Here is a 22383-nt window from a genome sequence, read left to right on the forward strand (position 1 = left end):
ACGGGCGAACGCCGATCTGTGGAGAGGCACCGGCGTGAAGACACGACGGCTCGGCCCAGATCCCGCGTGAAGATGCGACGGCTCGGCCCAGATCCCGCGTGAAGATGCGACGACTCGGCGGGGATCCCGCGTGAAGATGCGACGACTCGGCGGGGAGGGAGGTCAGGAGGTGACGCGGTAGGCGTCGAAGACGCCTTCGACGTTGCGGACGGCCCGGAGGACGTGGCCGAGGTGTTTCGGGTCGGCCATCTCGAAGGTGAACCGGCTCTTGGCGACACGGTCCCGGCCGGTGTTCAGGGACGCGGCGAGGATGTTGACGTGCATGTCGGAGAGCACCTTGGTGATGTCCGACAGGAGCCGGGTCCGGTCGAGGGCCTCGACCTGGATGTTGACCAGGAACATCGACTGCTCGGTCGGCGCCCACTCGACGTCGACGAGCCGCTCGGGGTGGAGCTTGAGCTGGTCGGCGTTGGTGCAGTCGGAGCGGTGGACAGAGACGCCCTCGCCGCGGGTGACGAAGCCGAGGATGTCGTCGCCGGGGACCGGGGTGCAGCACTTGGCGAGCTTGACCCAGACGTCGGTGAGCCCCTTGACGATCACGCCGGCGTCGCCGCGGGGCGCCTTCGCCCGGGCCCGGCGGCCGGTGATCTGGACGGCCTCGGCGAGGTCCTCGGTGGCGCCGTCCGGACCTCCGAACAGGTCGATGACGCGCTTCACGACCGCCTGGGCGCCGACGTGGCCCTCACCGACCGCGGCGTACAGCGCGGAGACGTCGGCGAGCCGCATCTCGGAGGCGACCGTCGACAGCGTCTCGTGCGTGAGCACCCGCTTGAGCGGGACGCCCTCCTTGCGGATCAGCCGGGCGATCTGCTCCTTGCCCTGCTCGATCGCCTCCTCGCGCCGCTCCTTGGTGAACCACTGGCGGATCTTGTTGCGCGCCCGGGGCGACTTGACGAACTGCAGCCAGTCCTGGCTCGGGCCGGCGCTCTGCGCCTTGGAGGTGAACACCTCGACCACGTCGCCGTTGTCGAGGGTCGACTCCAGCGGCACCAGCCGGCCGTTCACCCGGGCGCCGATGGTGCGGTGACCGACCTCGGTGTGGATCGCGTACGCGAAGTCGACGGGCGTCGCGCCTGCGGGCAGCGCCACGACGTCGCCGCGAGGGGTGAAGACGTAGACCTCGCTGGAGTTGATCTCGAACCGCAGCGACTCCAGGAACTCGCCGGGGTCCTCGGTGTCCTGCTGCCAGTCGAGCAGCTGGCGCACCCAGCCCATGTCGCTCATCCCGGCGTCCACGATCGACTTGTCGGTGTCGGCGCCGGCGCGGACGTTCTCCTTGTACTTCCAGTGCGCCGCGATGCCATACTCCGCGCGCCGGTGCATGCCGTAGGTGCGGATCTGCATCTCCACGGGCTTGCCCTCGAGGGCGATCACCGTGGTGTGCAGCGACTGGTACATGTTGAACTTCGGCATCGCGACGAAGTCCTTGAACCGCCCCGGCACGGGGTTCCACCGCGAGTGGATGACGCCGAGCGCGGCGTAGCAGTCGCGGTCGTCCTCGACCAGGATCCGGATCCCGATGAGGTCGTAGATGTCGCTGAAGTCGCGACCCCGCAGGATCATCTTCTGGTAGATCGAGTAGTAGTGCTTCGGTCGGCCGGTCACCGTCGCCTTGATCCGTGCCGAGCGGAGGTCCTGCTCGACCTGGGCGATCACCTTGGTGAGGAAGTTGTCCCGCGACGGGGCGCGATCGGCGACGAGCCGCACGATCTCGTCGTACATCTTCGGGTGGAGGGTGCCGAACGCGAGGTCCTCGAGCTCCCACTTCAGGGTGTTCATGCCGAGCCGGTGGGCCAGCGGCGCGAAGATCTCGAGGGTCTCCTTCGCCTTCCGCTCCTGCGTCGACTGCTTCAGGTAGCGCAGCGTGCGCATGTTGTGCAGCCGGTCGGCGAGCTTGATGACGAGCACCCGGATGTCGCGGCTCATCGCGACGATCATCTTGCGGATCGTCTCGGCCTCGGCGCTCTCGCCGTACTTGACCTTGTCGAGCTTGGTCACGCCGTCGACGAGCTGGGCGACCTCGTCGCCGAAGTCCCGACGCACGTCGGCGAGGGTGTACGCCGTGTCTTCGACCGTGTCGTGGAGGAGAGCGGCGACCAGCGTCGGCTCGGTCATGCCGAGCTCGGCGAGGATCGTGGTCACCGCGAGCGGGTGGGTGATGTAGGGCTCGCCGCTCTTGCGCCGCTGCCCGCGGTGAAGCTTCTCGGCGGTGACGTACGCCCGCTCGAGCAGCGCGAGGTCGGCCTTCGGGTGGTTGGCACGGACCGCACGGAAGAGCGGCTCGAGCACCGGGTTGCTCGCCTGGCCGCGGGTGCCGATCCGGGCCAGCCGCGCACGCATCCGACCCGCGGACGAGCCGGCGGCGGGCGCGCCGGCGAGGTCGTCGGCCGGCGGGGACGACTGGGTCGGCGCCTCGGCAGCGGGCTCCGCGGGGGGCTCAGGGGCGCGCGCGGCAACGGCTCCGGGCGTCTGCTTCTCGGCCACGGCGCGCCTCCCTTCCTGGAGCAAGTCTAGGCACGGCGTGTCGCCGCCGGTCTCAGACGGTGTGCAGCGCCAGCAGCGGGGCCGCGCCGAGGTGCTCCCGGCCGCCCAGGAACCCGAGCTCGAGGAGCACCGCGATCGCAGCCACCTCGCCGCCACAGCTGCCGACGAGCTCGACGGCGGCGTTCACCGTGCCGCCGGTGGCCAGCACGTCGTCGATCACCAGGACCCGCTCCCCCGGCGCCACCGCGTCCTCGTGCACCTCGAGCACCGCCTCGCCGTACTCCAGCGCGTAGGAGACCCGGTGCACCGGCCCCGGCAGCTTCCCGGCCTTGCGGACCGGCACGAACCCGGCGCCGAGGGCGAGCGCGACCGGCGCCGCGAGGATGAACCCGCGCGCCTCGATGCCGACCACCTTGTCGACGGCGGTGCGCCCCTCGGCGTCCCGCCCGGCGGAGGCCAGCGCGTGCACGACGGTGGTCAGCCCGTCGTGGTCGGCGAGCAGCGGAGAGATGTCCTTGAACATCACGCCGGGCTTGGGGAAGTCCGGGATGTCGCGCACCAGCCGCGACAGGACGTCGTCGAGCGCGGCCCGCTCCGGCAGCGGCGCGGTCACCCCTTGCCCCGCCGCGAGCGGGGCCTGCGGGACGGCTGCGGGCGCCCGGCCGCGCTGGTGCCGGAGACCGGCCGCGCGGACGGCGGCCGCTCGCCGGCGGTCACACGGCCCGGGGCGCCGGGCGGCACCGACCGGTTCCCCTCCGTACGCCGGTCCTCCTCGACCGGCTCCTCCTCGACACCGGGGTCGTCGTCCACCGGCATGTCCTCGGTGTAGACCGGCACGTTGGCGAACGGGTCGACGTTGCGCCGGCTCTTGTGCTTGCGCGCCCGCGCGTCACCCGCCCGGACCCCGGGCTCCATCTCCTTGAGCTGCACCAGCAGCGGGGTGGCGATGAAGATCGAGGAGTAGGCGCCGGCCGCCATGCCGACGAAGAGCGACAGCGACAGGTCCTTGAGCGCACCGGATCCGAGCATGAACACGCCGGCGTAGAGCAGCGCGCCGACCGGCAGGAGCGCCACGATCGAGGTGTTGATCGAGCGGACCAGGGTCTGGTTGACGGCGAGGTTGGCGGCCTCGGCGTACGTCATGTGCGTGCGCGGCAGGTCGCGGACGTTCTCGCGCACCTTGTCGAAGACGACCACGGTGTCGTAGAGCGAGAACCCGAGGATCGTGAGGACACCGGTGACGGTCGCGGGTGTCACCTCGAACCCGGACAGCGCGTAGACACCCACGGTGATCAGCACGTCGTGGGCGAGCGCGACGATCGCGGCGAGCGACATCTTCCACTCGCGGAAGTAGCCCCAGATCAACAGGATCACGAGGGCCAGGAAGACGACGAGACCGATCAGCGCGCGTTCGGCGACCTGCTGGCCCCACGAGGGGCCGATCGCGTCCTGGCTGATGTCGGTGACCCCGTCGACGCTCCGGATCGCGTCGGACACCTGCCGGGCCTCGTCCTCGTCGAGGGGCTCGGTCTGGACGCGGATGCTGTCCTCGCCGGAGGTGTTGGCCTGCGGGTCGGTGGCGTTCTCGATGCCGGTCTCGTTGACCGCGTCGAGGATGGCGGTGACGTGCTCCTGGTCGGCGGCGCCCTCGGCCATCGCCGCGCGGTACTCCACGCCACCCTCGAACTCGATGCCCATGTTGAGCTTGGGCACCGTGAGGCCGAAGACGGCGACCACGAGGATGACGGCCGAGATGGCGTACCAGAGCTTGCGCCGCCCGACGAAGTCGATCGAGACGGTGCCCTCGTAGAGGGCGTGACCGAGCTTGGAGAACTTGCTCATCGCGCCACTCCTGGGGCCGTGCGGGCGACTCCGATGCGTTCGATGCCGGCGTGCTCGGGCGAGAGGCCGGACCACTTGTGGCCCCCGGAGAAGAACTTGAACCGGGCCAGCCAGGTGACCATCGGCTTGGTGAGGAAGAAGAACACCGCGAGGTCGATGACCGTGCTGATGCCGAGCGCGAACGCGAAGCCCTTGACCACGCCGATCGCGAAGATGAACAGCACGATGGCGGCGAGCAGCGAGACGCAGTCGGCGATCACGCAGGTCCACTTCGCGCGGTCCCAGCCGGCCTCGACGGCGACCCGGACCGACTTGCCGTCACGCATCTCGTCGCGGATCCGCTCGAAGAGCACGATGAAGGAGTCGGCGGTCACACCCACGCCCACGATCAGCCCGGCGATGCCGGGCAGGGTCAGCGTGAACCCGGCGTTCTCGCTGAGGAAGAGGATCGCCGCGTAGGTGATCAGCGCAGCGGCCCCGAGCGATGCCAGCACCACCACGCCCAGGCCGCGGTAGTAGAGCATGCAGTAGACCAGCACGATGCCGAGCCCCACGACGCCGGCGAGGATGCCGGCCTCGAGCTGGTTGCCGGCGAGCGTCGGCCCCTCCTCGCTGATCACGGGGACCTCGAACTTCAGCGGCAGCGCGCCGTACTTGAGGCTGTTGGCCAGCGACTCGGCGCTCTCGGCGGTGAAGTCGCCCTGGATCTGCGCGTTGCCGTCGGTGATCGGCGAGGTGACGACCGGGGCGGTGAGCACGACGCCGTCGAGGACGATCGCGAACATCTCCTGGGTGCCGTTGATCGCCCGGGTCACCTCGGCGAACGCGTCGGTCGGGGCGCCGCCCTCGAGGTCGAGGGTGACGACGTACTGGGCGTCGTTCGGCGGGATGCCGTAGCTGGCGTCGGCGAGCTCGGTGCCCTCGATGAGTGCCGGCGAGAGGAGGTACTTCGCCTGCCCCTCCTCGTCGCACGCGACGAGCGGCTTCGACGGGTCGTCGACCACGTCGCCGGACTGGCTGCAGTCGAACTCCGCGAGCCGCTGCAGCGACTGCGGGTCGGGGTTGCGGGCCCAGGCGAGCAGCTCGGCGGGGGTCGACTTGTTCGTCGGCAGCTCGGTGGACGGCTCCTCGCCGCCCTGACCGCCGCGGTTGCCGCCGCGGTTGCCGCCGCCGTTGCCGCCGCCGCCGTTGCCGTTGCCGTTGCCCTTGTCCTTCCCACCCTGGGTGGCGTCGGGCGACGGGGTCTCGTCGGAGCGGACCAGCCCCTCGGAGACGGCGCGTCCGGCCGGGCTCTCCGACGGCGACGCCGAATCGCTCGGCTCCGCGGAAGGCTGCTCGGAGGGCTCCTCCGAAGGCTGCTCCTGCGGCGCCGAACCTGGCTGCGGCTGGCCGGCGACGAGCCGGAACCGCAGCTGCGCGGTCTGCTTGACGGTGTCGACGATCTCGCGCTGCGGGTCGCCGGGGAGCTCCACGACGATGTTGCGGTCGCCCTGGGTGGCGACCTCGGACTCGGCCACGCCGTAGGCGTTGACGCGACTGTCGATGATCCCCGCGGCCTCCTCGAGCTTCTCCTGGGTGATGTCCTCACCCGTCGTGGTGGACGCTTCGAGCGTGATCCGGGTGCCGCCCTGGAGGTCGAGCCCCAGCTTGGGGGTCCACTCACCGTTGAGCGCCAGTCCCCCGTACATGGCCAGCACGACCAGGACGAAAGCGATCAGCGTGCGCCCGGGTCGGGACGCCTTGTTCGCCATGGTTCTCCTCGTTCGCTGTGATCGGTGCCGGCACGGCGGGACCGGACGGTCGCTCGCGCCGCGCGGGTCAGTTCGCGGTGGGGCCCGTGCCGGGGTCGGTCGGGTCCTCTGAGCGCCCGACCTCGTCGACCGGGTCGGGGGTCAGCACCCGCACCACCGCGCCCCGGGCGACCTTGAGCCGCACACCGGGGCTGGTCTCGAGCTCGATGAACTCCTCGTCGACGGTGGCGACGTGGCCGACGATGCCGGCGCCGATCATCACCTCGTCGCCGACCTGCAGCTCGCGCTGGGTGCGGGCGAGCTCCTGCTGCCGCCGGCGTTGGGGGCGGATCAGCAGCAGCCAGAAGACGACTGCGATGAGGACGAAGGGAAGCAGCGAGGCCAGGCCTTCCACGTCAAAGGGCTCCTTGTCGGCTGGGAGGTCGCCTCCGCTCAGCTTCTCCACTGAGGACGACGTCGGACGGGGCAACGGGCGCGCGAACAGGCCGGCGCGCCACTGCCGCCGGTCGAGTCTAGCCCGTAGGGGGGTCGAACAAGGTCGGTACGCCGGACGCGCCGCCCGGCGCGGTGCGGGGCGGGGCGAGCCCGAGGTGCTCCCAGGCGGCCGGGGTCGCCACCCTCCCCCGCGGCGTGCGGGCCAGCAGCCCCAGCCTGACCAGGAACGGCTCGGCGACCTCCTCGACGGTCTCCCGCTCCTCGCCGACCGCGACCGCCAGGGTGCTCAAACCCACCGGGCCGCCCCCGAACCGGCGGCAGAGGACGTCGAGCACCGCCCGGTCGAGCCGGTCGAGCCCCGAGCGGTCCACCTCGTAGAGGTCGAGCGCGCGGCGGGCCGACTCGAGGTCGCAGACCCCGTCGGCGCGCACCTGGGCGTAGTCGCGGACCCGCCGCAGCAGCCGGTTGGCGATCCGCGGGGTGCCGCGGCTGCGGGAGGCGATCTCGGCGGCGCCGTCGTCGGTGAGCGTGACCCCGAGCAGCCCCGCGCTGCGCCGCACGATCAGCTCGAGCTCCCCGGGCTCGTAGAACTCGAGGTGGCCGGTGAAGCCGAACCGGTCGCGGAGCGGTCCCGGCAGCAGCCCGGCCCGGGTCGTCGCGCCCACGAGCGTGAACGGCGGCAGCTCGAGCGGGATCGCGGTGGCGCCGGGACCCTTGCCGATGACGACGTCGACCCGGAAGTCCTCCATCGCCATGTAGAGCATTTCCTCGGCCGGGCGGGCCATCCGGTGCAGCTCGTCGACGAACATCACCTCGCCCTCGTTGAGCCCGGAGAGGATCGCGGCGAGGTCGCCGGCGTGGGTGATCGCCGGGCCGCTCGTCACCCGCAAGGGCGAGCCGAGCTCGGCGGCGATGATCATCGCCAGCGTGGTCTTGCCGAGCCCGGGCGGGCCACTGAGCAGCACGTGGTCGGGTGCCCGCCCCCGGGTGCGGGCCGCCTCGAGCACCAGCGAGAGCTGCTCGCGCACCCGCTCCTGGCCCACCACCTCGTCGAGGTTCCGGGGCCGCAGCGCCGCCTCGACGGCCCGGTCGTCGTCGTTCGGCGCGGCGTCGACCAGCGCACGACTCTCGGCGTACGCCAGCTCCCGGGCGGTCAGCTCGCTCTCGTCCACCGCGTCAGCTCCGGCTCAGCGACCGCAGCGCCGCGCGCAGCAGCGCGGCGACGTCGGGGCTCGCCTCGTCGTCCGCTCCGGTGTCCGCCGCGACCAGGTCGATCGCCTTGTCGGCCTCCTTCGCCGACCAGCCGAGCCCGACCAGCCCCTGCCGGACCTGGCCGCGCCAGGCAGGCTCACCGGACGGAAGCGTGGTGGCACCCGGACCGGAGGCGCCGGTGGGCGGTCCGATGCGGTCCTTGAGCTCCAGGATGATCCGCTGGGCGCCCTTCTGGCCGATGCCGGGCACCTGCGTCAGCGTGCGCACGTCCTCGCCGAGCACGGCGCGGCGCAGCGCGTCGGGGCCGTGCACCGCGAGCATCGCCTGGGCGAGCTTGGGACCCACGCCGCTGGCGGTCTGCAACAGCTCGAACAGCGCCTTCTCGTCGTCGTCGAGGAAGCCGAACACGGTCAGCGAGTCCTCGCGCACCACCATGCTTGTCGGCAGCGTCGCCACCCGCCCCTCACGGAGGGTGGCCAGGGTGCGGGGGGTGCAGTTGACCTCGATGCCGACACCGCCCACGTCGACCACCGCCGAGCCGAGCCCGACCTGGGCCACCGTGCCCCGCACGAACGCGATCATCGTCCACTCCTCCCGACCGCTGCCTGCAACCGCTGCTGCGCCCCGCCGCGCCAGATCTGGCAGATCGCCAGCGCCAGCGCGTCGGCGGCGTCCGCCGGCTTGGGCGCCTCCGCCAGCCGCAGCAGCCTGGTGACCATCGCGCCGACCTGGGCCTTGTCGGCGCGGCCGTTGCCCGTGACCGCCGCCTTGACCTCGCTCGGGGTGTGCGTGACGACCGGCAGCCCGCGGTGCGCCGCGGCCACCAGGGCGAGGCCGCTGACCTGGGCGGTGCCCATCACCGTGCGGACGTTGTGCTGGCTGAAGACCCGCTCCACCGCCACGCGGTCGGGGCGGTGCCGGTCGAGCCACTCGTCGATGCCCACCGCGACGAGCCGGAGCCGCTCGGCGAGCGGGAGGTCGGCGTCGGTGCGCACGACCCCCACCTCGACCAGGGTCAGCGGGCGGCCGACGGCTCCGTCGACGACGCCGAGCCCGCACCGGGTCAGCCCCGGGTCGACGCCCAGCACCCGCATGACCACCCTCTCGCTCCCGAACACGTGTTCGGGGACCACCGTAGGCGGTGGTCACGCGAGGAGGCCGCGCGGCGCGCCGCGTCAGGCGTCGAGCGACTCGAGGACGTCGTCGGGGATGTCGAAGTTGCCGTAGACGTTCTGCACGTCGTCGAGGTCCTCGAGGGCCTCCACGAGCCGCATCACCTTGCCCGCGCCCTCGGCGTCGACGGTGACCTCCATCGACGGGACGAACTGCACCTCGGCCGAGTCGTAGTCGAGCCCCGCGTCCTGCAGCGCCGTGCGCACCGCCACCAGGTCGCCGGGCTCGCTGACCACCTCGAAGGAGTCACCGAGGTCGTTGACCTCCTCGGCGCCGGCGTCGAGGGTCGCCTCGAGGACGGTGTCCTCGTCGGCCTCACGGTCCTCCTGCGCCTTGGGCAGGACGACCACGCCCTTGCGGTTGAACAGGTAGGAGACCGAGCCAGGGTCGGCGAGCGAGCCGCCGTTGCGCGAGGTCGCCGTCCGCACCTCCATCGCGGCGCGGTTGCGGTTGTCGGTGAGGCACTCGATGAGCAGGGCGACGCCACCGGGGCCGTAGCCCTCGTACATGATCGTCTGGTACTCCGCGCCCCCGGCCTCGGCGCCCGAGCCACGCTTGACCGCGCGGTCGATGTTGTCGTTGGGCACCGACGACTTCTTCGCCTTCTGGATGGCGTCGTAGAGCGTCGGGTTGCCGGCGGGGTCCCCGCCGCCCATCCGGGCGGCGACCTCGATGTTCTTGATCAGCTTCGCGAACAGCTTGCCGCGACGGGCGTCGATGACCGCCTTCTTGTGCTTGGTCGTGGCCCACTTGGAGTGCCCGGACATGCTTCCCTCCGCGTCGCTTCTGGTGTCTCGGTCAGCCGGCGTGCTCGCCGGCGGCACGCGCCTGCCGGACGATCTCCACGAACAGCGCGTGGACCCGGGAGTCCCCGGTGACCTCCGGGTGGAACGACGTCGCGAGCAGGTGGCCCTGCCGGACCGCGACGATCCTACCTTCGGCGGGACCGCTGCTGACCGTGGCGACGACCTCCACGTCCGTGCCCACCGCCTCGACCCACGGTGCCCGGATGAACAGCGCGTGGAACGGCCGCTCGAGGTCGGCGAGCCGCAGGTCGGCCTCGAAGGAGTCGACCTGCCGCCCGAACGCGTTGCGCCGGACCACCACGTCGAGCCCGCCGATGGTCTCCTGGCCGGGGATGCCGTCCTCGATGCGGTCGGCGAGCATGATCATCCCGGCGCAGGTGCCGAACATCGGCACCCCTTCCTTCGCCGCCGCCCGCAGGGGGTCGAGCAGGTCGAAGGTGCGGGCCAGCTTGGAGATCGTCGTCGACTCGCCGCCGGGGATGACCAGGCCGTCGACCTGTGCCAGCTCCTGCGGCCGGCGTACGGCGACCGCCTCGGCACCGGCCTCGCGCAGCATCGCGAGGTGCTCGCGGACGTCGCCCTGGAGGGCGAGGACCCCGATCCGGACGGGCTGCTCGGCTCCCGCCGTCACCAGCCGCGCTCGGCGAGCCGGTGCGGCTGCGGGACGTCCTCGACGTTGATGCCGACCATCGCTTCGCCGAGGCCCCGCGAGACCTTGGCGACCACGTCGGGGTCGTCGTAGAAGGTCGTGGCCTTGACGATCGCCTCGGCGCGCTGGGCGGGGTTGCCGGACTTGAAGATGCCCGAGCCCACGAAGACGCCCTCGGCGCCGAGCTGCATCATCATCGCTGCGTCCGCCGGGGTCGCGATGCCGCCCGCGGTGAAGAGCACGACCGGGAGCTTGCCCCGCTCGGCGACCTCCTTGACGAGGGAGTACGGCGCCTGGAGCTCCTTGGCCGCGACGTACAGCTCGTCGGCCTCGAGCCCCTGGAGGCGGCGGATCTCGGCGCGGATCGTGCGCATGTGGGTGACCGCGTTGGACACGTCACCGGTGCCGGCCTCGCCCTTGGAGCGGATCATCGCGGCGCCCTCGGTGATCCGGCGCAGTGCCTCGCCGAGGTTGGTCGCACCGCAGACGAACGGCACGGTGAACTGCCACTTGTCGATGTGGTTGGCGTAGTCGGCCGGGGTCAGCACCTCGGACTCGTCGATGTAGTCGACACCGAGGCTCTGCAGCACCTGGGCCTCGGCGAAGTGGCCGATGCGCGCCTTGGCCATCACCGGGATGGAGACCGCCTCGATGATGCCGTCGATCATGTCGGGGTCGCTCATCCGGGAGACGCCGCCCTGGGCGCGGATGTCGGCGGGCACCCGCTCGAGGGCCATGACCGCCACCGCACCGGCGTCCTCGGCGATCTTGGCCTGCTCGGGGGTGACCACGTCCATGATCACGCCGCCCTTGAGCATCTCGGCCATGCCGCGCTTGACGCCGTCGGTGCCGGTCGCGGTCCCGGGGGTGGGGGTGGACGTGTTGGTCGTGTCAGTCACTGCGCTCTTCTTCTCACACCTGTGGCCGGGCACCAGGGCCCGGGATCGTCATGGAATGGTCCCAGCCTACGCGGCCCCGCCGCCCCGGCCGAACCCGTGCTCAGCCTGCGGCGACCTGGCGCCCCTCCTCGAGCACGCCCGCGTAGACGGCGGCGACGCGCGGCGCCACCACCGACCAGTCGTACGCCGCTGCCGCGGCCCGTCCCCGCTCGGCGAGCCGCTGCCGCTCGTCGGGACGCCCGAGGAGCCCCGACACGGCGCGCGCCAGGTCGTCGGCGTCACCGGTGCGGAACAGCGCGCCGTGGAGCCCCTCCCCCAGCACGCGGCGGAACGCCGGGATGTCGCTCGCCGCGACGGCCGCCCCGGCCGCCATCGCCTCGACGAGCACGATGCCGAAGCTCTCGCCGTGGGTGTTGGGGGCGACCACCACGTCGGCCCGCCCGAGCACCCGCGCCTTGACGTCCTCGGGCACCGTCCCGAGCAGCTCGACGTGCGCGGCCAGGTTGGAGCGGACCCCCCGCAGCGCGGCGCCGTCACCGCCGACGACGACGAGCCTCGCGTCGGGGTGGCGGCGGAGGATCGCCGGGAGCGCCTCGAGGAGGAGCCGGAACCCCTTGCGGGGCTCGTCGACACGGCCGACGAAGGCCACCGTGGGCCGCCCCCCGCGCTCGGCGGCGGCCGCCGAGAACCGACGGGTGTCGACGCCGTTGGGGATCACGACCGGGTCGGCGTCGAGGTACCGCCCCAGCGTCGCCCGGGCCTCCGGCGAGACCGCGACGTGCGCCGCGATCTTCGCCAGGCCGCCCCGGAGGAAGGTCGCCGCCGAGGTCTCCAGAGCACGGGGCCGCTGCTGGGCGGTGTGGAAGGTGGCCACGACCGGCACCCGCGCGGCCCACAGCGCCAGCACGGAGATGCTCGGGGTCGCCGGCTCGTGCAGGTGGAGCACGTCGAGGTCCCCGCGGGCGAGCCAGCGGCGCACGCGTCCGGCGACGAGCGGCCCGAACGACACGCGCGCAACCGAGCCGTTGTAAGGCATCGGCACCGCGCGCCCCGTCGTCGTGACGTACGCCGGGAACGGGCCGGCGTCGTCCCCGGGGGCGAGGACCGCGACGTCGTGGCCGGCTGCCGACAACGCGCCGGCGAGCCCGAGCACGTGGCTCTGGACGCCGCCGGGGACGTCGAGGGAGTAGGGGCAGACCAGCCCCACCCGGAGGCCGGCCGGCATCAGGCGAGGTCCTCCGTGAACACCTTCTGCATCATGTGCCAGTCCTGCGGGTGGGCGCGCAACCCCTCGGTGAACGCGTCGGCGACCTGCTGCATCGCCTTCGCGACCCCCTCCTGGCCTGGCTCGACGACGACCTCGGGGTGGAAGGTGATCCGCATGCCGTCGCCGACGTAGGCGAGGTTGATCGGCACCAGTGCCGCACCGGTCTCCCGGGCGAGCAGCGCTGCCCCGCTCGGGATCCGGGCCGGGTGGCCGCAGAGGCTGACCTCGACCCCGGTGCGCCGGAGGTCGCGGTCGGCGAGCAGGCAGACGAACCCGCCGTCGCGCAGGTGGGCGGCGAGCGTCGGGAGCGGCGGCTTGCCACCGGTCAGCGGCAGGATCGTCATGCCGAGCGACTCGCGGTAGGCGACGAACTCGTCGTAGAGCTTCTCCGGGCGCAGCCGCTCGGCGACCGTCATCACCGGCATCCCGGTGGCACCCGCCCAGGCTCCGGCCCAGTCCCAGTTCGCCTGGTGCGGCAGGGCAACCACGACGCCCCTCCCCTCGGCGAAGGGCTCGCGGAGCCGCTCCTCGTGGACGGTGCTGGTCCGGGCGACGAGGTCGTCGATCGGCCAGGAGGGCAGCCGGAACGACTCGCACCAGTAGCGGAAGTACGACCGCAGTCCCTCGCGGGTGAGCTCGTCGAGCGCGGTGTCGTCGAGCTCGGGGCGGACCCGGCGGAGGTTCGCCCGGAGCTGCTGGACCCCGGCTCCGCCACGGTCGTGGAGCCGCAGGGCGAGCCGGTCGAAGAGCGCCCGGGCCCGGCGTTCGGGGAGCAGCCGCACCATGCGCCAGCCGGCCACGTAGCCAGCGGCCGCCGCGTGCTCCGAGGCCGCGGAGAGCAGCGCGCGGGCGGAGCGGGTCACGCCGGCTCCTGACCCGCGGGACGCTCGAGCGCCTTGGCCTGGGTGCGGACGACGAGGATCCGCTGGACGACCGTGACGGTGCTGGCCACCGCGAGCACCCCGAGGGTGACCGGGATCGCCCACAGCGCGTCCTCGCCCGCACCGAGCCGGTTGGCGAGATCGGCGACGCCGGTGATCACCAGGATCGACACCAGCCGGTCGGCCCGCTCGGCGATGCCGACCTTCGCCTGCATCCCGAGGGCTTCGGCCCGGGCCCGTGCGTACGACGTCACCGAGCCCATCGTGAGGCAGTAGATCGCGAGCGCCGCCAGCCAGTCGTCGCCCGGGCCGACGTAGTACATCGCCAGCCCGCCGAAGATGGCCGCGTCGCCGAGCCGGTCGAGCGTGGAGTCGAGGAAGGCACCGAACGGGCTGACCCGCCCGGACTTGCGGGCCATCGCCCCGTCGATCAGGTCGGAGAAGACGAACGCGGTGATGACCAGCACCCCGACGAGCAGCTCGCCGCGGGGGAAGAAGACCAGGGCGCCGGCGCAGACGCCGACGGTGCCCACGAGCGTGACCGCGTCGGGGCTCACCCCCCAACGCAGCAGCGCGTCGACGACCGGGGTGAAGACCTTGGTCCAGAAGGAGCGGAACCGGTCGAGCACGTCAGCCCCACGCCTTCGCGAGCAGCCGCCGGGTCTCGTCCATCAGCTGCGGCAGCGTCTTGGTGCGGCCGATGATCGGCATGAAGTTCTGGTCGCCCGCCCACCGCGGCACGACGTGCTGGTGGAGGTGCGCCGCGATGCCGGCGCCCGCGATCGCGCCCTGGTTCATCCCGATGTTGAACCCGTGGGCGCCGCTCACCGACCGGACGACCGCCATCGCCCGCTGGGTGAAACGAGCGACCTCGAGGAGCTCCTCCTCGGTGAGCTCGGTGTAGTCCGCGACGTGGCGGTAGGGGCAGACCATCAGGTGGCCGGGGCTGTAGGGGTAGAGGTTGAGCACCACGAACGAGACCTCACCGCGGTGCACGACGAGCCCCTCCTCGTCGTCGAGCCCGGGAACGCGGCAGAACGGGCACTCCCCCGGGGTGCCGTCGGCCGGCTTGTTCGCCCCGGAGATGTAGGCCATCCGGTGCGGGGTCCAGAGCCGGTCGAGCTCGTCGGGGACCCCCACGCCGTCCTGGTGGTGGCTGTCGCTGCCCATCTCCCGGATCACACCTGCACGCGCGACTCGACGGCCTCGACCACGCGGGCGACCGCCGCGTCGAGGGGAACGCCGTTCTCCTGCTCGCCGCTGCGGAACCGGAAGGAGACCGCTCCTTCCTCCATGTCGCGGTCGCCGACCAGCGCCATGAACGGCACCTTCTGCAGCTGGGCGTTGCGGATCTTCTTCTGCATCCGCTCGTCGGAGGTGTCGACCTCCACCCGCACGCCGGCCTCCCGGAGCCGGTCGGCGAACGCGGCCAGGTAGTCGTTGTGGCGCTCGGCGACCGGGATCCCGATCACCTGGACCGGCGCCAGCCAGGGCGGGAACGCACCCGCGTAGTGCTCGGTCAGCACGCCGATGAACCGCTCGATCGACCCGAACTTCGCGGAGTGGATCATCACCGGGCGCTGGCGCGAGCCGTCGGCGGCGACGTACTCGAGCTCGAAGCCGCGCGGCTGGTTGAAGTCGTACTGGATCGTCGACATCTGCCACGTGCGGCCGATCGCGTCGCGCGCCTGCACCGAGATCTTCGGACCGTAGTACGCCGCGCCGCCCGGGTCGGGCACGAGCTCGAGCCCGGTCTCGGAGGCCACGTCGGCCAGGACCTTCGTGGCGACCTGCCACTCGTCGTCGTCGCCCACGAACTTGTCGGGCTTGGAGTCGTCGCGGGTCGAGAGCTCGAGGTAGAAGTCGTCGAGCCCGAAGTCCTTGAGCAGGCTCAGCACGAAGTCGAGCAGGTGGCGGATCTCGTCCGGGGCCTGCTCGGGCGTCACGTAGGAGTGCGAGTCGTCCTGCGCGAAGCCCCGCACACGGGTGAGCCCGTGCACCACGCCGGACTTCTCGTAGCGGTAGACGTGGCCGAACTCGAACAGCCGCAGCGGCAGCTCGCGGTAGGACCGCCCTCGCGAGCGGTAGATCAGGTTGTGCATCGGGCAGTTCATCGCCTTCAGCCGGTAGTCACCGCCGTCGACGTGGAGCGGCGGGAACATCCCCTCGGCGTAGTACGGCAGGTGCCCCGAGGTGTGGAACAGTCCCTCTTTCGAGATGTGCGGGGTGCCGACGTACTCGAACCCCTCCTCGATGTGGCGCTGCCGGACGTAGTCCTCCATCACCCGCTTGAGCACGCCGCCCTTGGGGTGGAACACCGGCAGCCCCGAGCCGAGCTCGTCGGGGAAGCTGAACAGGTCGAGCTCCCGGCCGAGCCGGCGGTGGTCGCGCCGCTCGGCCTCCTCGAGCCGGTGCAGGTGCGCCTCGAGCGCCTCCTTCGACTCCCAGGCGGTGCCGTAGATCCGCTGCAGCTGCGGGTTCTTCTCGTTGCCCCGCCAGTACGCCGCGGCGCTGCGCATCAGCTTGAACGCGGGGATGCGCTTCGTGGTCGGCAGGTGCGGCCCCCGGCAGAGGTCCTTCCAGGCCAGCTCGCCGTTGCGGCGCAGGTTGTCGTAGATCGTCAGCTCACCGGCCCCGACCTCCACCCCGGCGCCCTCGGCGGCCTCGGTCACGTCGGTCGCGCCGCCCTTGAGCCCGATCAGCTCGACCTTGTAGGGCTCGTCGGCGAGCTCCTCGAGCGCCTCGCCGTCGGAGACCGGCCGGCGGGAGAACTTCTGCCCCTCCTTGACGATCTTCCGCATCCGGGACTCGATCTTCTCGAGGTCCTCGGGGGTGAACGGGCGCTCGACGTCGAAGTCGTAGTAGAAGCCGTTCTCGATCGGCGGGCCGATCCCGAGCCGCGCGTCGGGGAAGAGCTCCTGCACCGCCTGGGCCATCACGTGGGCCGTGGAGTGGCGCAGGATGTCGCGGCCGTCGGGCTCGTCGATCGCGACGCCCTCGACCTCGTCGCCGTCGGCGAGCTCGTGGGCCAGGTCGCGGAGCACACCGGCGACCCGGGCCGCGATCACCGTCGGGGTGTCCGTGAACAGCTCCCACGCCCGGGTGCCGGCGGCCACCGTGCGCTCGGCGCGGGCGCCGGAGTCGACGACGGTCACCTTGATGTCGGGCACGGGCTCTCCTGCGGATCGGCTGCGGGCCGCCGTACGACGGCCGCGTCGATCGTATCGAGGAGAGCCTCCAGAGCCCCTCCGGGTTTCCCGCCCTCCGGTTCAGCCGGTCGGCTGGCGCGGGATCCGCGGCCCGCGCACCTCCGGGGCCGGCCGCATCCGCCGCACGAACCGCTCGAGGTTGACGGCGGCGTGGCCCTCCTCGACCGCGGCCTTGATGCCCTGCTGGAGGCTCTCCTCCGCGCACGCCACGCACCCCGCGGCCTGGAACCGTTGGACGGGCATCCGGCTGATCACCGAGAGCCGGCAGAGCGTGTGCGGTGCGACGACGTCGTGGAGCACCAGCGCCAGGTGGACGCGGTCGCTGTTGCTCGAGGTGACCGTGAGCAGCTCCTCGAGCGTCTCCGGAGGAGTGCTCATGCCCTCAGTCTCGTGGGGCTGGTGGTACGGGAACAGGGCCGCTCGGTCCCCTCCGGGGCCGGAACGGCCCGTCCCCGCGGGACGCTGGTCTTGACCGGAATCGAACGGGTGTGGGCGACCTCACCCGAGGCCAGATCGGGGCGCCGAGCCGGAGGCCCGGCCGACCGCCGTGAAGGCGGTCGGGACGGAGAGAGGGTGGGCGATACTGGGTTCGAACCAGTGACCAGCGTGTCTAGCGATACTGGCCGCCACCTGCGGATTTGGTCCCTCACCTGCGACTTCGGGAACAGTAACGCGTGTCTCTAGGTGGACACAAGAGGACTCGCGTAGCCTTTGATCGGACACGCAACGGACACGGGAGCAGCCGATGGGGCAAAGGAAGCGCGGCTTCGGGCAGATCACGAAGCTGCCCAGCGGCCGCTACCGGGCGCGCTACACAGGGCCGGACGGACAGCGCCACTCACCGCGCTACACCTTCGACACGGCGCTCGATGCCGAGGCTTGGCTGACCGCTGAGCGCCGCCTCCTGGCCGACCCTGACCGCGAGTGGACACCACCGAAGCAGCGGGAGAACGCCGACCGCGCCCCGCTGACCTTCGGCGCCTACGCCGAGAAGTGGCTAGCCGGCCGCTCCCTCGAGGTTCGCACTCGAGCGCACTACCGGAACCTCCTGGACCAGCACCTTCTCCCAGCCTTCGAGGATCGGCCCCTCCGACGCATCACGCACGACGACGTGGTCGAGTGGCACGCAACCACGCTCCTCGACCGCCCGACCCTCAGGAGCCACGCCTACGGCCTCCTGCGCACCATCCTGGGCAGCGCCGAGAAGGCCGACCTGATCGCCAAGAACCCCGCCTACGTCCGCGGCGCCGGCAATGCCAAGCGCGTGAAGCGGATCAAGCCCGCGACCCTTCCCGAGCTCGAGGCGATCGTGACTGCGATGCCCGACCGCTACAAGACAATGACGCTCCTCGCCGCCTGGTGTGGCCTCCGGTTCGGGGAGTTGGCCGAACTGCGCCGCGGCGACGTGAACACCCGTGACGGCGTCCTCCACGTCCGCAGGGGAGTCGTTCGCGCTGACGGGGCGACGATCGTCAAGCGACCCAAGTCCGACGCCGGAGTCCGCGACGTCGCCATTCCGCCGCACCTGCTTCCGATGGTTCGCGAGCACCTCCTGCAGCACGCCGAGGCAGGCAAAGACGGACTGCTGTTCCCAGCAAAGGGCGGCGGCCACCTCGCCCCCTCGAGCCTCTACCGCGTTTTCTACCGGGCGCGGGACGCCGCAGGACGCCCAGACCTTCGGTGGCATGACCTGAGGCATACAGGAGCCGTGCTGGCCGCTCAGACGGGCGCCACGCTCGCCGAGCTGATGGCACGACTGGGGCACTCCACCCCGGGCGCGGCGCTGCGCTACCAACACGCCGCCCAGGGGCGGGACATGGAGATCGCTCGGAAGCTGTCGGCGCTGGTTGGAGGCGCGGACGCATGAGCCGCCCCATGCTCGAGACTCACGTCGTAGCCCAGCAGCTTGCGGTGATCTGCACTGATCGCGGTCAGCACAAGCGGACCCGCCTCACCACCGTCACCTGGTGGCGGCCCTTGAAGGGCAACGAGCCGGATCAGCGAGACATGAGCGCCGTTGGTCGGCACTGGGACGCCCCGTCTGCGAACCCTCACGGCTCGACGCTCCCCTACGAGTTCTGGTGCGGCGTCTGTCGTCGGAACACGCAGGTGACGGCCGACCGATGGTGGCGACTCGCCGAGGGTGCGCGCACGAGGGACATGCGCGACCTCGACGTGTCATACTTGGACTGAGTGGAGGCGCACCGTCGCCGCTTCCCGGTAATGGGGCTCGCTGGCTCGCCAGCCCAAGTCCCGGGCGCTGACCGGGTGACATTCAGCAGCCCGCAAGGCCCGCTCCACAGGTGGGGGAGTTCCGCGACCCCTCCTGGAGTTAGAGCGCATGGCCACAGCCACACGGATGCCCAACCGGGCTGCCCGTCGACTCGAGTCGATCGAACACGCCGCCGACTACCTCGGCGTCTCGACCAAGACCATCCGCCGTCGCATTGCCGACGGCACCATCACCGGATATCGCACCGGCCCCCGCCTCCTGCGCGTTGACCTCAACGAGCTCGAGGACCGTCTGCTGCGGCCCGTCCCCACCGCGGGAGGCCAGCGTGCGAGTTGATAGCAACGACAGAGCCCGCCCCGCGGCGAACGGAACGGGCTCCCATGTCATCTCTGACGGCGACGACACCAGTCTAAGGCGTTGCCGGCGCTGCGGTCATCCGCTCCACGCCGCGGTGTCGATCCGATTGGGCACCGGTCCAATCTGCCGACGCGCCGAAGCGGCCGAGGTAGTGGCCGCATGAGCGCCCCTTGGATCAGCGGAAGCGTCTTCGTGGACCTGACCGACGTCGCCGAAGACAAGGCACGGATGCGCGTCTATCGCGCTCTTGTCGAGTCCCCGGAGGGCGCCCGCGTTGTCGTCCACGTTGGCCCTCTCGCGGTCAACTGGGACGTCCTCCAGGTGGTCTGGGAGTACGGGCGCCACGTCGCGATCGAGGTCAGCGGCCACGCTCGCGCGGTTGCTCTGTGGGTCGAGGCGCTGCGGAACGGACTCGAGGTGGTCGCGTGATTGAGCAGACTCTCCCGCGCACCGCCTGGACGGCCGCCGAGATCATGTCCATGCGGTTCCCTGAGCCACGCTGGGCGGTCCCTGGCGTCGTCGCCGAGGGGGTCACGCTCCTGGCTGGCGCCCCGAAGATCGGCAAGAGCTGGCTCTCGCTGAACATCTCGACGGCCGTAGCCCTCGGCGGGAAGGCGCTCGGCCGCGTCGATGTCGATTGCGGCGACGTGCTCTATCTGGCGCTCGAGGACAACCCGCGACGGCTGCAGAGCCGCCTGGGCAAGGTTCTGAGCGGCTCAGTCGCCCCGGACCGTCTGACCTTCGCCGTGCACTGTGAACCTCTGCCAGCAGGCGGGACGGAGCGGATCTCGGCATGGCTCGAAACCCACCCGGACGCCCGCCTCGTCGTCGTCGACGTCTTCGCTCGGGTGCGCGGCTCGGCGCCGGCCAACATGAGCAGCTACGACGCGGACTACCTCGCGATGGGGGCTCTCAAGCGGCTCGCAGACCGCTACGGGGTCGCCATCCTCGTCGTGCACCACACCCGCAAGGCAGCCTCCGAGGACTTCCTCGACGCCGTCTCGGGGACCAACGGCCTCGCCGGATCCGCAGACGCCGTCCTGGTCCTCAAGCGCAGCCGAGGCAAGGCAGCCGCCGAGCTCCACGTCACCGGCCGAGACGTCGAGGAAGCCGAGTACGCGCTCGACTTCGACCCGCGGCTCGGCGCCTGGCAGATGCTCGACGGACCCGCGTCCGACTACAGCCTCGGCGACACCCGACGCGCCATCCTCGACCACCTCCGCGTCGTCGGCTCAGGAACGCCTCGGCAGATCGCCGATGCGCTGGCGCTCAACTACGAAACCGCCAAGAAGACCTGCAAGCGCATGTTCGACGACGACCAGCTCGACACCGACGGAGGCGGAACGTACTTCACCCCCTCTCTATCTGTCCCCCCTGTCCCTGGTGTCCCTGAGAAGTACGGGGACGGGGACGGCGGGGACGCGAGGGACACCCCTATCTGGGAGGAGTCGGCATGAACGACCGACCCGCCCCCCGCATCCCTTCGATGCTCAATGCGATGACCTGCCGGCGCCTGCCCGGGGGCTGCGACGACTGCGACGCCTACCAGGAGATGAGCCGCTGCGCCGACGGGCTCTACGTGCTAACCGTTCACCACGACCCCACATGCCCCTACCTCAACGGGAGGACAGCCTGATGCCCCGACGCAACTACTCCGACGGCCGCCGCCGCCCCACTGGCAACGATGGCGCCGCGTTGCGCCACCTCGCCGAGCAGATGGCGAAGCGCCGACCGCCCCAACCGACCATCGACACCGCAGTCATCGCCCACCGCTCGACGTGCAAGGCGCCGCGGGTCATCACCTACCGCGGCAAGTTCGGCGACGTCATGGCCCGCTGCCAGGACTGCGGATCCTTCGGCGTCGCGCCTGAGGGGAGCGCGGCATGAGCGCCCTCAGTGTCGAGGCGATCCGCGCTCTCGGCTCCGACCTCCTCGTCGAGCTCTCACACGCGGCCGGCGATGAGGACGCCCTCGAGGCGATCTTCCAGCACTGGCTCGAGGTAGTCGGAACACCCGACGTCCTGTTCGTCACCGCCGCCGCGCTGCAGGAGGCGTTCGCCTCCTGCGTCGTGATGGTCCTCGACACCGAAGGAGACACCGCCGCATGAGCGACGACCCGATGCGTGACCTCGCCCGCCGCCTGTTCGGGCGCGACACCGAACCCGCCGAGGAGGCGCCCACCCCCACCGGCAACTACTCGCCACGCGAGGGCAACACCCCCCCGACCAACGACGACCCGATGCGCACCTACGTCACCGCGCTGTTCGAGCGCGCCCACCACCAGCTCTGAAGGAGAAACCAATGAGTCTCACCACCGCCCACATCGGCATGATCCGTCAGGCGTTCACCGCTATCGGCGCCACGCTGCCCAAGCCCGTCACGACCGCGCTCACTGACGCCGACAAGCTCGCGCACGCCAACCCGATCCCCTCGGTCACCGGAGAGCAGATCGCCGACGCCATCGCTGCCTGCATCCTCGAGGACCGCGACCCGCTCACTGACGACGAGGTGCAACGGCTCGTGACCGCCCAGGCCCTCGGAGGCGTGACCGGCCGGAACGTGACCTACGGCCTCGGAACGGCCGGCGAGCGCCGCGTCGTGGCCGCCATGCGGGCGCACGCCGACACCATTCTCGGCGCCCTCTCGAAGGCCGCGCGCACCGCAGGCGAGACGCTAACCGACGCTCACGCGATCATCGGCGACCACGACCTCGGAGAGTCCGAGGTGGTGCTCAAGCTCGGCCCCGAGGCCGCCCGCCGCTGGGCCGAGGCACGCGACGCGCTGACGCTGCTGCGCAAGATCGACGGGGCATGGGTCGCGCTGGCAAACCTGACCAGGTTTGCCTCGACCACCGTCGAGCCGGCGCTGCGGCTGGCCGACCTCAACCTCGCCACGTTCGAGAAGGTGGGACGCAAGGCTGACGCATGGGCCATCGTCCGAGCAGGTGCCGTGATCGACCTCGCCGACGCCACGACGATCCGCGAGCGGAGCCAGCGCCTGAGCGACGAGCGGGAAGCACGGCAGGTTCGCATCGCAGACGCGCCCCGCGAGGCGTTCCGCCGCGTCCACGGGATCGGCAAGGTGCTCGCGTGACGAGGCAGGGCGGGGGCGGGTCCCCGATCGAG

Annotated in this window: 28 protein-coding genes; 11 read left to right on the top strand and 17 right to left on the bottom strand. The window is 71.5% G+C overall.

Annotation, left to right across the window (positions count from 1 at the left end):
• Positions 1–162 precede the first annotated feature (162 nt).
• From FIP57_RS18095 to FIP57_RS18175, 17 genes are all read right to left on the bottom strand, one after another.
• Positions 163–2400 (bottom strand): RelA/SpoT family protein, encoded by a 2238-nt coding sequence (locus FIP57_RS18095; protein WP_148575006.1) that lies wholly within the window; start codon positions 2398–2400, stop codon positions 163–165.
• A 196-nt stretch (positions 2401–2596) separates the two neighbouring features.
• Positions 2597–3157, bottom strand: a complete 561-nt coding sequence (locus FIP57_RS18100) for an adenine phosphoribosyltransferase (protein WP_148574938.1) — start codon at positions 3155–3157, stop codon at positions 2597–2599.
• Positions 3154–4386, bottom strand: a complete 1233-nt coding sequence (secF, locus tag FIP57_RS18105) for a protein translocase subunit SecF (RefSeq protein ID WP_148574939.1) — start codon at positions 4384–4386, stop codon at positions 3154–3156. The genes FIP57_RS18100 and secF overlap by 4 nt, the downstream gene beginning before the upstream one ends.
• Positions 4383–6137 carry a protein translocase subunit SecD gene (gene secD / locus FIP57_RS18110; protein ID WP_148574940.1) on the bottom strand — a complete coding sequence of 585 codons (1755 nt, stop codon included), beginning with the start codon at positions 6135–6137 and terminating at the stop codon, positions 4383–4385. The genes secF and secD overlap by 4 nt, the downstream gene beginning before the upstream one ends.
• A gap of 67 nt (positions 6138–6204) precedes the next feature.
• Positions 6205–6531, bottom strand: coding sequence for a preprotein translocase subunit YajC (yajC, locus tag FIP57_RS18115; protein ID WP_162529858.1), 327 nt, complete (start codon positions 6529–6531; stop codon positions 6205–6207).
• Positions 6532–6649: 118 nt separating this feature from the next.
• Positions 6650–7690 (bottom strand): Holliday junction branch migration DNA helicase RuvB, encoded by a 1041-nt coding sequence (gene ruvB / locus FIP57_RS18120; protein WP_420846707.1) that lies wholly within the window; start codon positions 7688–7690, stop codon positions 6650–6652.
• Positions 7691–7748: 58 nt separating this feature from the next.
• Positions 7749–8366: a Holliday junction branch migration protein RuvA gene (ruvA, locus tag FIP57_RS18125; RefSeq protein WP_148574942.1), complete on the bottom strand. Its 618-nt coding sequence runs from the start codon at positions 8364–8366 to the stop codon at positions 7749–7751.
• Complete coding sequence (gene ruvC, locus FIP57_RS18130; RefSeq protein WP_148575008.1) at positions 8363–8878, bottom strand: crossover junction endodeoxyribonuclease RuvC; 516 nt, start codon at positions 8876–8878, stop codon at positions 8363–8365. Before ruvC ends, ruvA begins: the two co-directional genes overlap by 4 nt.
• 81 nt (positions 8879–8959) lie before the next feature.
• Entirely contained in the window at positions 8960–9724 is a 765-nt protein-coding gene (locus tag FIP57_RS18135) for a YebC/PmpR family DNA-binding transcriptional regulator (RefSeq protein ID WP_148574943.1), read from the bottom strand.
• A 31-nt stretch (positions 9725–9755) separates the two neighbouring features.
• Complete coding sequence (pdxT, locus tag FIP57_RS18140; RefSeq protein ID WP_420846708.1) at positions 9756–10397, bottom strand: pyridoxal 5'-phosphate synthase glutaminase subunit PdxT; 642 nt, start codon at positions 10395–10397, stop codon at positions 9756–9758.
• A complete protein-coding gene (gene pdxS, locus FIP57_RS18145) occupies positions 10391–11311 on the bottom strand; it encodes a pyridoxal 5'-phosphate synthase lyase subunit PdxS (RefSeq protein ID WP_148574945.1) in 921 nt (306 codons plus the stop codon). Before pdxS ends, pdxT begins: the two co-directional genes overlap by 7 nt.
• 100 nt (positions 11312–11411) lie before the next feature.
• A complete protein-coding gene (locus FIP57_RS18150; protein WP_148574946.1) occupies positions 11412–12536 on the bottom strand; it encodes a glycosyltransferase family 4 protein in 1125 nt (374 codons plus the stop codon).
• Positions 12536–13441, bottom strand: coding sequence for a phosphatidylinositol mannoside acyltransferase (locus FIP57_RS18155; protein ID WP_238993575.1), 906 nt, complete (start codon positions 13439–13441; stop codon positions 12536–12538). Before FIP57_RS18155 ends, FIP57_RS18150 begins: the two co-directional genes overlap by 1 nt.
• Positions 13438–14088 carry a phosphatidylinositol phosphate synthase gene (pgsA, locus tag FIP57_RS18160; RefSeq protein ID WP_148574947.1) on the bottom strand — a complete coding sequence of 217 codons (651 nt, stop codon included), beginning with the start codon at positions 14086–14088 and terminating at the stop codon, positions 13438–13440. The genes FIP57_RS18155 and pgsA overlap by 4 nt, the downstream gene beginning before the upstream one ends.
• A 1-nt stretch (position 14089) precedes the next feature.
• Entirely contained in the window at positions 14090–14629 is a 540-nt protein-coding gene (locus tag FIP57_RS18165) for an HIT family protein (RefSeq protein WP_148574948.1), read from the bottom strand.
• 8 nt (positions 14630–14637) lie between these two features.
• Positions 14638–16629: a threonine--tRNA ligase gene (gene thrS, locus FIP57_RS18170; protein WP_148574949.1), complete on the bottom strand. Its 1992-nt coding sequence runs from the start codon at positions 16627–16629 to the stop codon at positions 14638–14640.
• A gap of 99 nt (positions 16630–16728) precedes the next feature.
• Positions 16729–17046 carry a hypothetical protein gene (locus FIP57_RS18175; RefSeq protein WP_148574950.1) on the bottom strand — a complete coding sequence of 106 codons (318 nt, stop codon included), beginning with the start codon at positions 17044–17046 and terminating at the stop codon, positions 16729–16731.
• 367 nt (positions 17047–17413) lie between these two features.
• Here FIP57_RS18175 and FIP57_RS18180 point away from each other — a divergent pair, with 367 nt between their 5' ends.
• From FIP57_RS18180 to FIP57_RS18225, 11 genes are all read left to right on the top strand, one after another.
• Positions 17414–18535 carry a tyrosine-type recombinase/integrase gene (locus tag FIP57_RS18180; protein WP_148574951.1) on the top strand — a complete coding sequence of 374 codons (1122 nt, stop codon included), beginning with the start codon at positions 17414–17416 and terminating at the stop codon, positions 18533–18535.
• Positions 18532–18861 carry a hypothetical protein gene (locus FIP57_RS18185; protein ID WP_148574952.1) on the top strand — a complete coding sequence of 110 codons (330 nt, stop codon included), beginning with the start codon at positions 18532–18534 and terminating at the stop codon, positions 18859–18861. The genes FIP57_RS18180 and FIP57_RS18185 overlap by 4 nt, the downstream gene beginning before the upstream one ends.
• A 148-nt stretch (positions 18862–19009) precedes the next feature.
• On the top strand, positions 19010–19237 hold the full coding sequence (locus tag FIP57_RS18190) for a helix-turn-helix transcriptional regulator (protein WP_203231333.1): 228 nt from the start codon (positions 19010–19012) through the stop codon (positions 19235–19237).
• Complete coding sequence (locus tag FIP57_RS24540; protein ID WP_420846705.1) at positions 19227–19421, top strand: DUF6011 domain-containing protein; 195 nt, start codon at positions 19227–19229, stop codon at positions 19419–19421. The genes FIP57_RS18190 and FIP57_RS24540 overlap by 11 nt, the downstream gene beginning before the upstream one ends.
• Entirely contained in the window at positions 19418–19687 is a 270-nt protein-coding gene (locus FIP57_RS18195; RefSeq protein WP_148574953.1) for a hypothetical protein, read from the top strand. The genes FIP57_RS24540 and FIP57_RS18195 overlap by 4 nt, the downstream gene beginning before the upstream one ends.
• Positions 19684–20715, top strand: coding sequence for an AAA family ATPase (locus tag FIP57_RS18200; RefSeq protein WP_203231334.1), 1032 nt, complete (start codon positions 19684–19686; stop codon positions 20713–20715). Before FIP57_RS18195 ends, FIP57_RS18200 begins: the two co-directional genes overlap by 4 nt.
• Entirely contained in the window at positions 20712–20894 is a 183-nt protein-coding gene (locus FIP57_RS18205) for a hypothetical protein (protein WP_148574954.1), read from the top strand. The genes FIP57_RS18200 and FIP57_RS18205 overlap by 4 nt, the downstream gene beginning before the upstream one ends.
• Positions 20894–21145, top strand: a complete 252-nt coding sequence (locus tag FIP57_RS18210; RefSeq protein ID WP_148574955.1) for a hypothetical protein — start codon at positions 20894–20896, stop codon at positions 21143–21145. Before FIP57_RS18205 ends, FIP57_RS18210 begins: the two co-directional genes overlap by 1 nt.
• Complete coding sequence (locus tag FIP57_RS18215; protein WP_148574956.1) at positions 21142–21366, top strand: hypothetical protein; 225 nt, start codon at positions 21142–21144, stop codon at positions 21364–21366. The genes FIP57_RS18210 and FIP57_RS18215 overlap by 4 nt, the downstream gene beginning before the upstream one ends.
• Positions 21363–21548 (top strand): hypothetical protein, encoded by a 186-nt coding sequence (locus FIP57_RS18220; RefSeq protein ID WP_148574957.1) that lies wholly within the window; start codon positions 21363–21365, stop codon positions 21546–21548. Before FIP57_RS18215 ends, FIP57_RS18220 begins: the two co-directional genes overlap by 4 nt.
• A gap of 11 nt (positions 21549–21559) precedes the next feature.
• Positions 21560–22351, top strand: coding sequence for a hypothetical protein (locus FIP57_RS18225; RefSeq protein ID WP_148574958.1), 792 nt, complete (start codon positions 21560–21562; stop codon positions 22349–22351).
• Positions 22352–22383 lie beyond the last annotated feature (32 nt).

Source organism: Nocardioides caldifontis (assembly GCF_008087345.1).
Classification (GTDB): domain Bacteria; phylum Actinomycetota; class Actinomycetes; order Propionibacteriales; family Nocardioidaceae; genus Marmoricola_A; species Marmoricola_A caldifontis.

Excerpts from the sequence above, each read along its gene's own strand:
- FIP57_RS18225 (WP_148574958.1), top strand. The coding sequence starts at position 21,560 with ATGAGTCTCACCACCGCCCACATCGGCATGATCCGTCAGGCGTTCACC.
- FIP57_RS18205 (WP_148574954.1), top strand. The coding sequence starts at position 20,712 with ATGAACGACCGACCCGCCCCCCGCATCCCTTCGATGCTCAATGCGATG.
- FIP57_RS18190 (WP_203231333.1), top strand. The coding sequence starts at position 19,010 with ATGGCCACAGCCACACGGATGCCCAACCGGGCTGCCCGTCGACTCGAG.
- secD (WP_148574940.1), bottom strand. The coding sequence starts at position 6,137 with ATGGCGAACAAGGCGTCCCGACCCGGGCGCACGCTGATCGCTTTCGTC.
- FIP57_RS18150 (WP_148574946.1), bottom strand. The coding sequence starts at position 12,536 with ATGCCGGCCGGCCTCCGGGTGGGGCTGGTCTGCCCCTACTCCCTCGAC.
- ruvC (WP_148575008.1), bottom strand. The coding sequence starts at position 8,878 with ATGCGGGTGCTGGGCGTCGACCCGGGGCTGACCCGGTGCGGGCTCGGC.
- FIP57_RS18220 (WP_148574957.1), top strand. The coding sequence starts at position 21,363 with ATGAGCGACGACCCGATGCGTGACCTCGCCCGCCGCCTGTTCGGGCGC.
- FIP57_RS18135 (WP_148574943.1), bottom strand. The coding sequence starts at position 9,724 with ATGTCCGGGCACTCCAAGTGGGCCACGACCAAGCACAAGAAGGCGGTC.
- FIP57_RS18210 (WP_148574955.1), top strand. The coding sequence starts at position 20,894 with ATGCCCCGACGCAACTACTCCGACGGCCGCCGCCGCCCCACTGGCAAC.
- FIP57_RS18185 (WP_148574952.1), top strand. The coding sequence starts at position 18,532 with ATGAGCCGCCCCATGCTCGAGACTCACGTCGTAGCCCAGCAGCTTGCG.
- secF (WP_148574939.1), bottom strand. The coding sequence starts at position 4,386 with ATGAGCAAGTTCTCCAAGCTCGGTCACGCCCTCTACGAGGGCACCGTC.
- FIP57_RS18165 (WP_148574948.1), bottom strand. The coding sequence starts at position 14,629 with ATGGGCAGCGACAGCCACCACCAGGACGGCGTGGGGGTCCCCGACGAG.
- FIP57_RS18195 (WP_148574953.1), top strand. The coding sequence starts at position 19,418 with ATGAGCGCCCCTTGGATCAGCGGAAGCGTCTTCGTGGACCTGACCGAC.
- FIP57_RS18180 (WP_148574951.1), top strand. The coding sequence starts at position 17,414 with ATGGGGCAAAGGAAGCGCGGCTTCGGGCAGATCACGAAGCTGCCCAGC.
- FIP57_RS18215 (WP_148574956.1), top strand. The coding sequence starts at position 21,142 with ATGAGCGCCCTCAGTGTCGAGGCGATCCGCGCTCTCGGCTCCGACCTC.
- FIP57_RS18095 (WP_148575006.1), bottom strand. The coding sequence starts at position 2,400 with ATGCGTGCGCGGCTGGCCCGGATCGGCACCCGCGGCCAGGCGAGCAAC.
- FIP57_RS18175 (WP_148574950.1), bottom strand. The coding sequence starts at position 17,046 with ATGAGCACTCCTCCGGAGACGCTCGAGGAGCTGCTCACGGTCACCTCG.
- ruvA (WP_148574942.1), bottom strand. The coding sequence starts at position 8,366 with ATGATCGCGTTCGTGCGGGGCACGGTGGCCCAGGTCGGGCTCGGCTCG.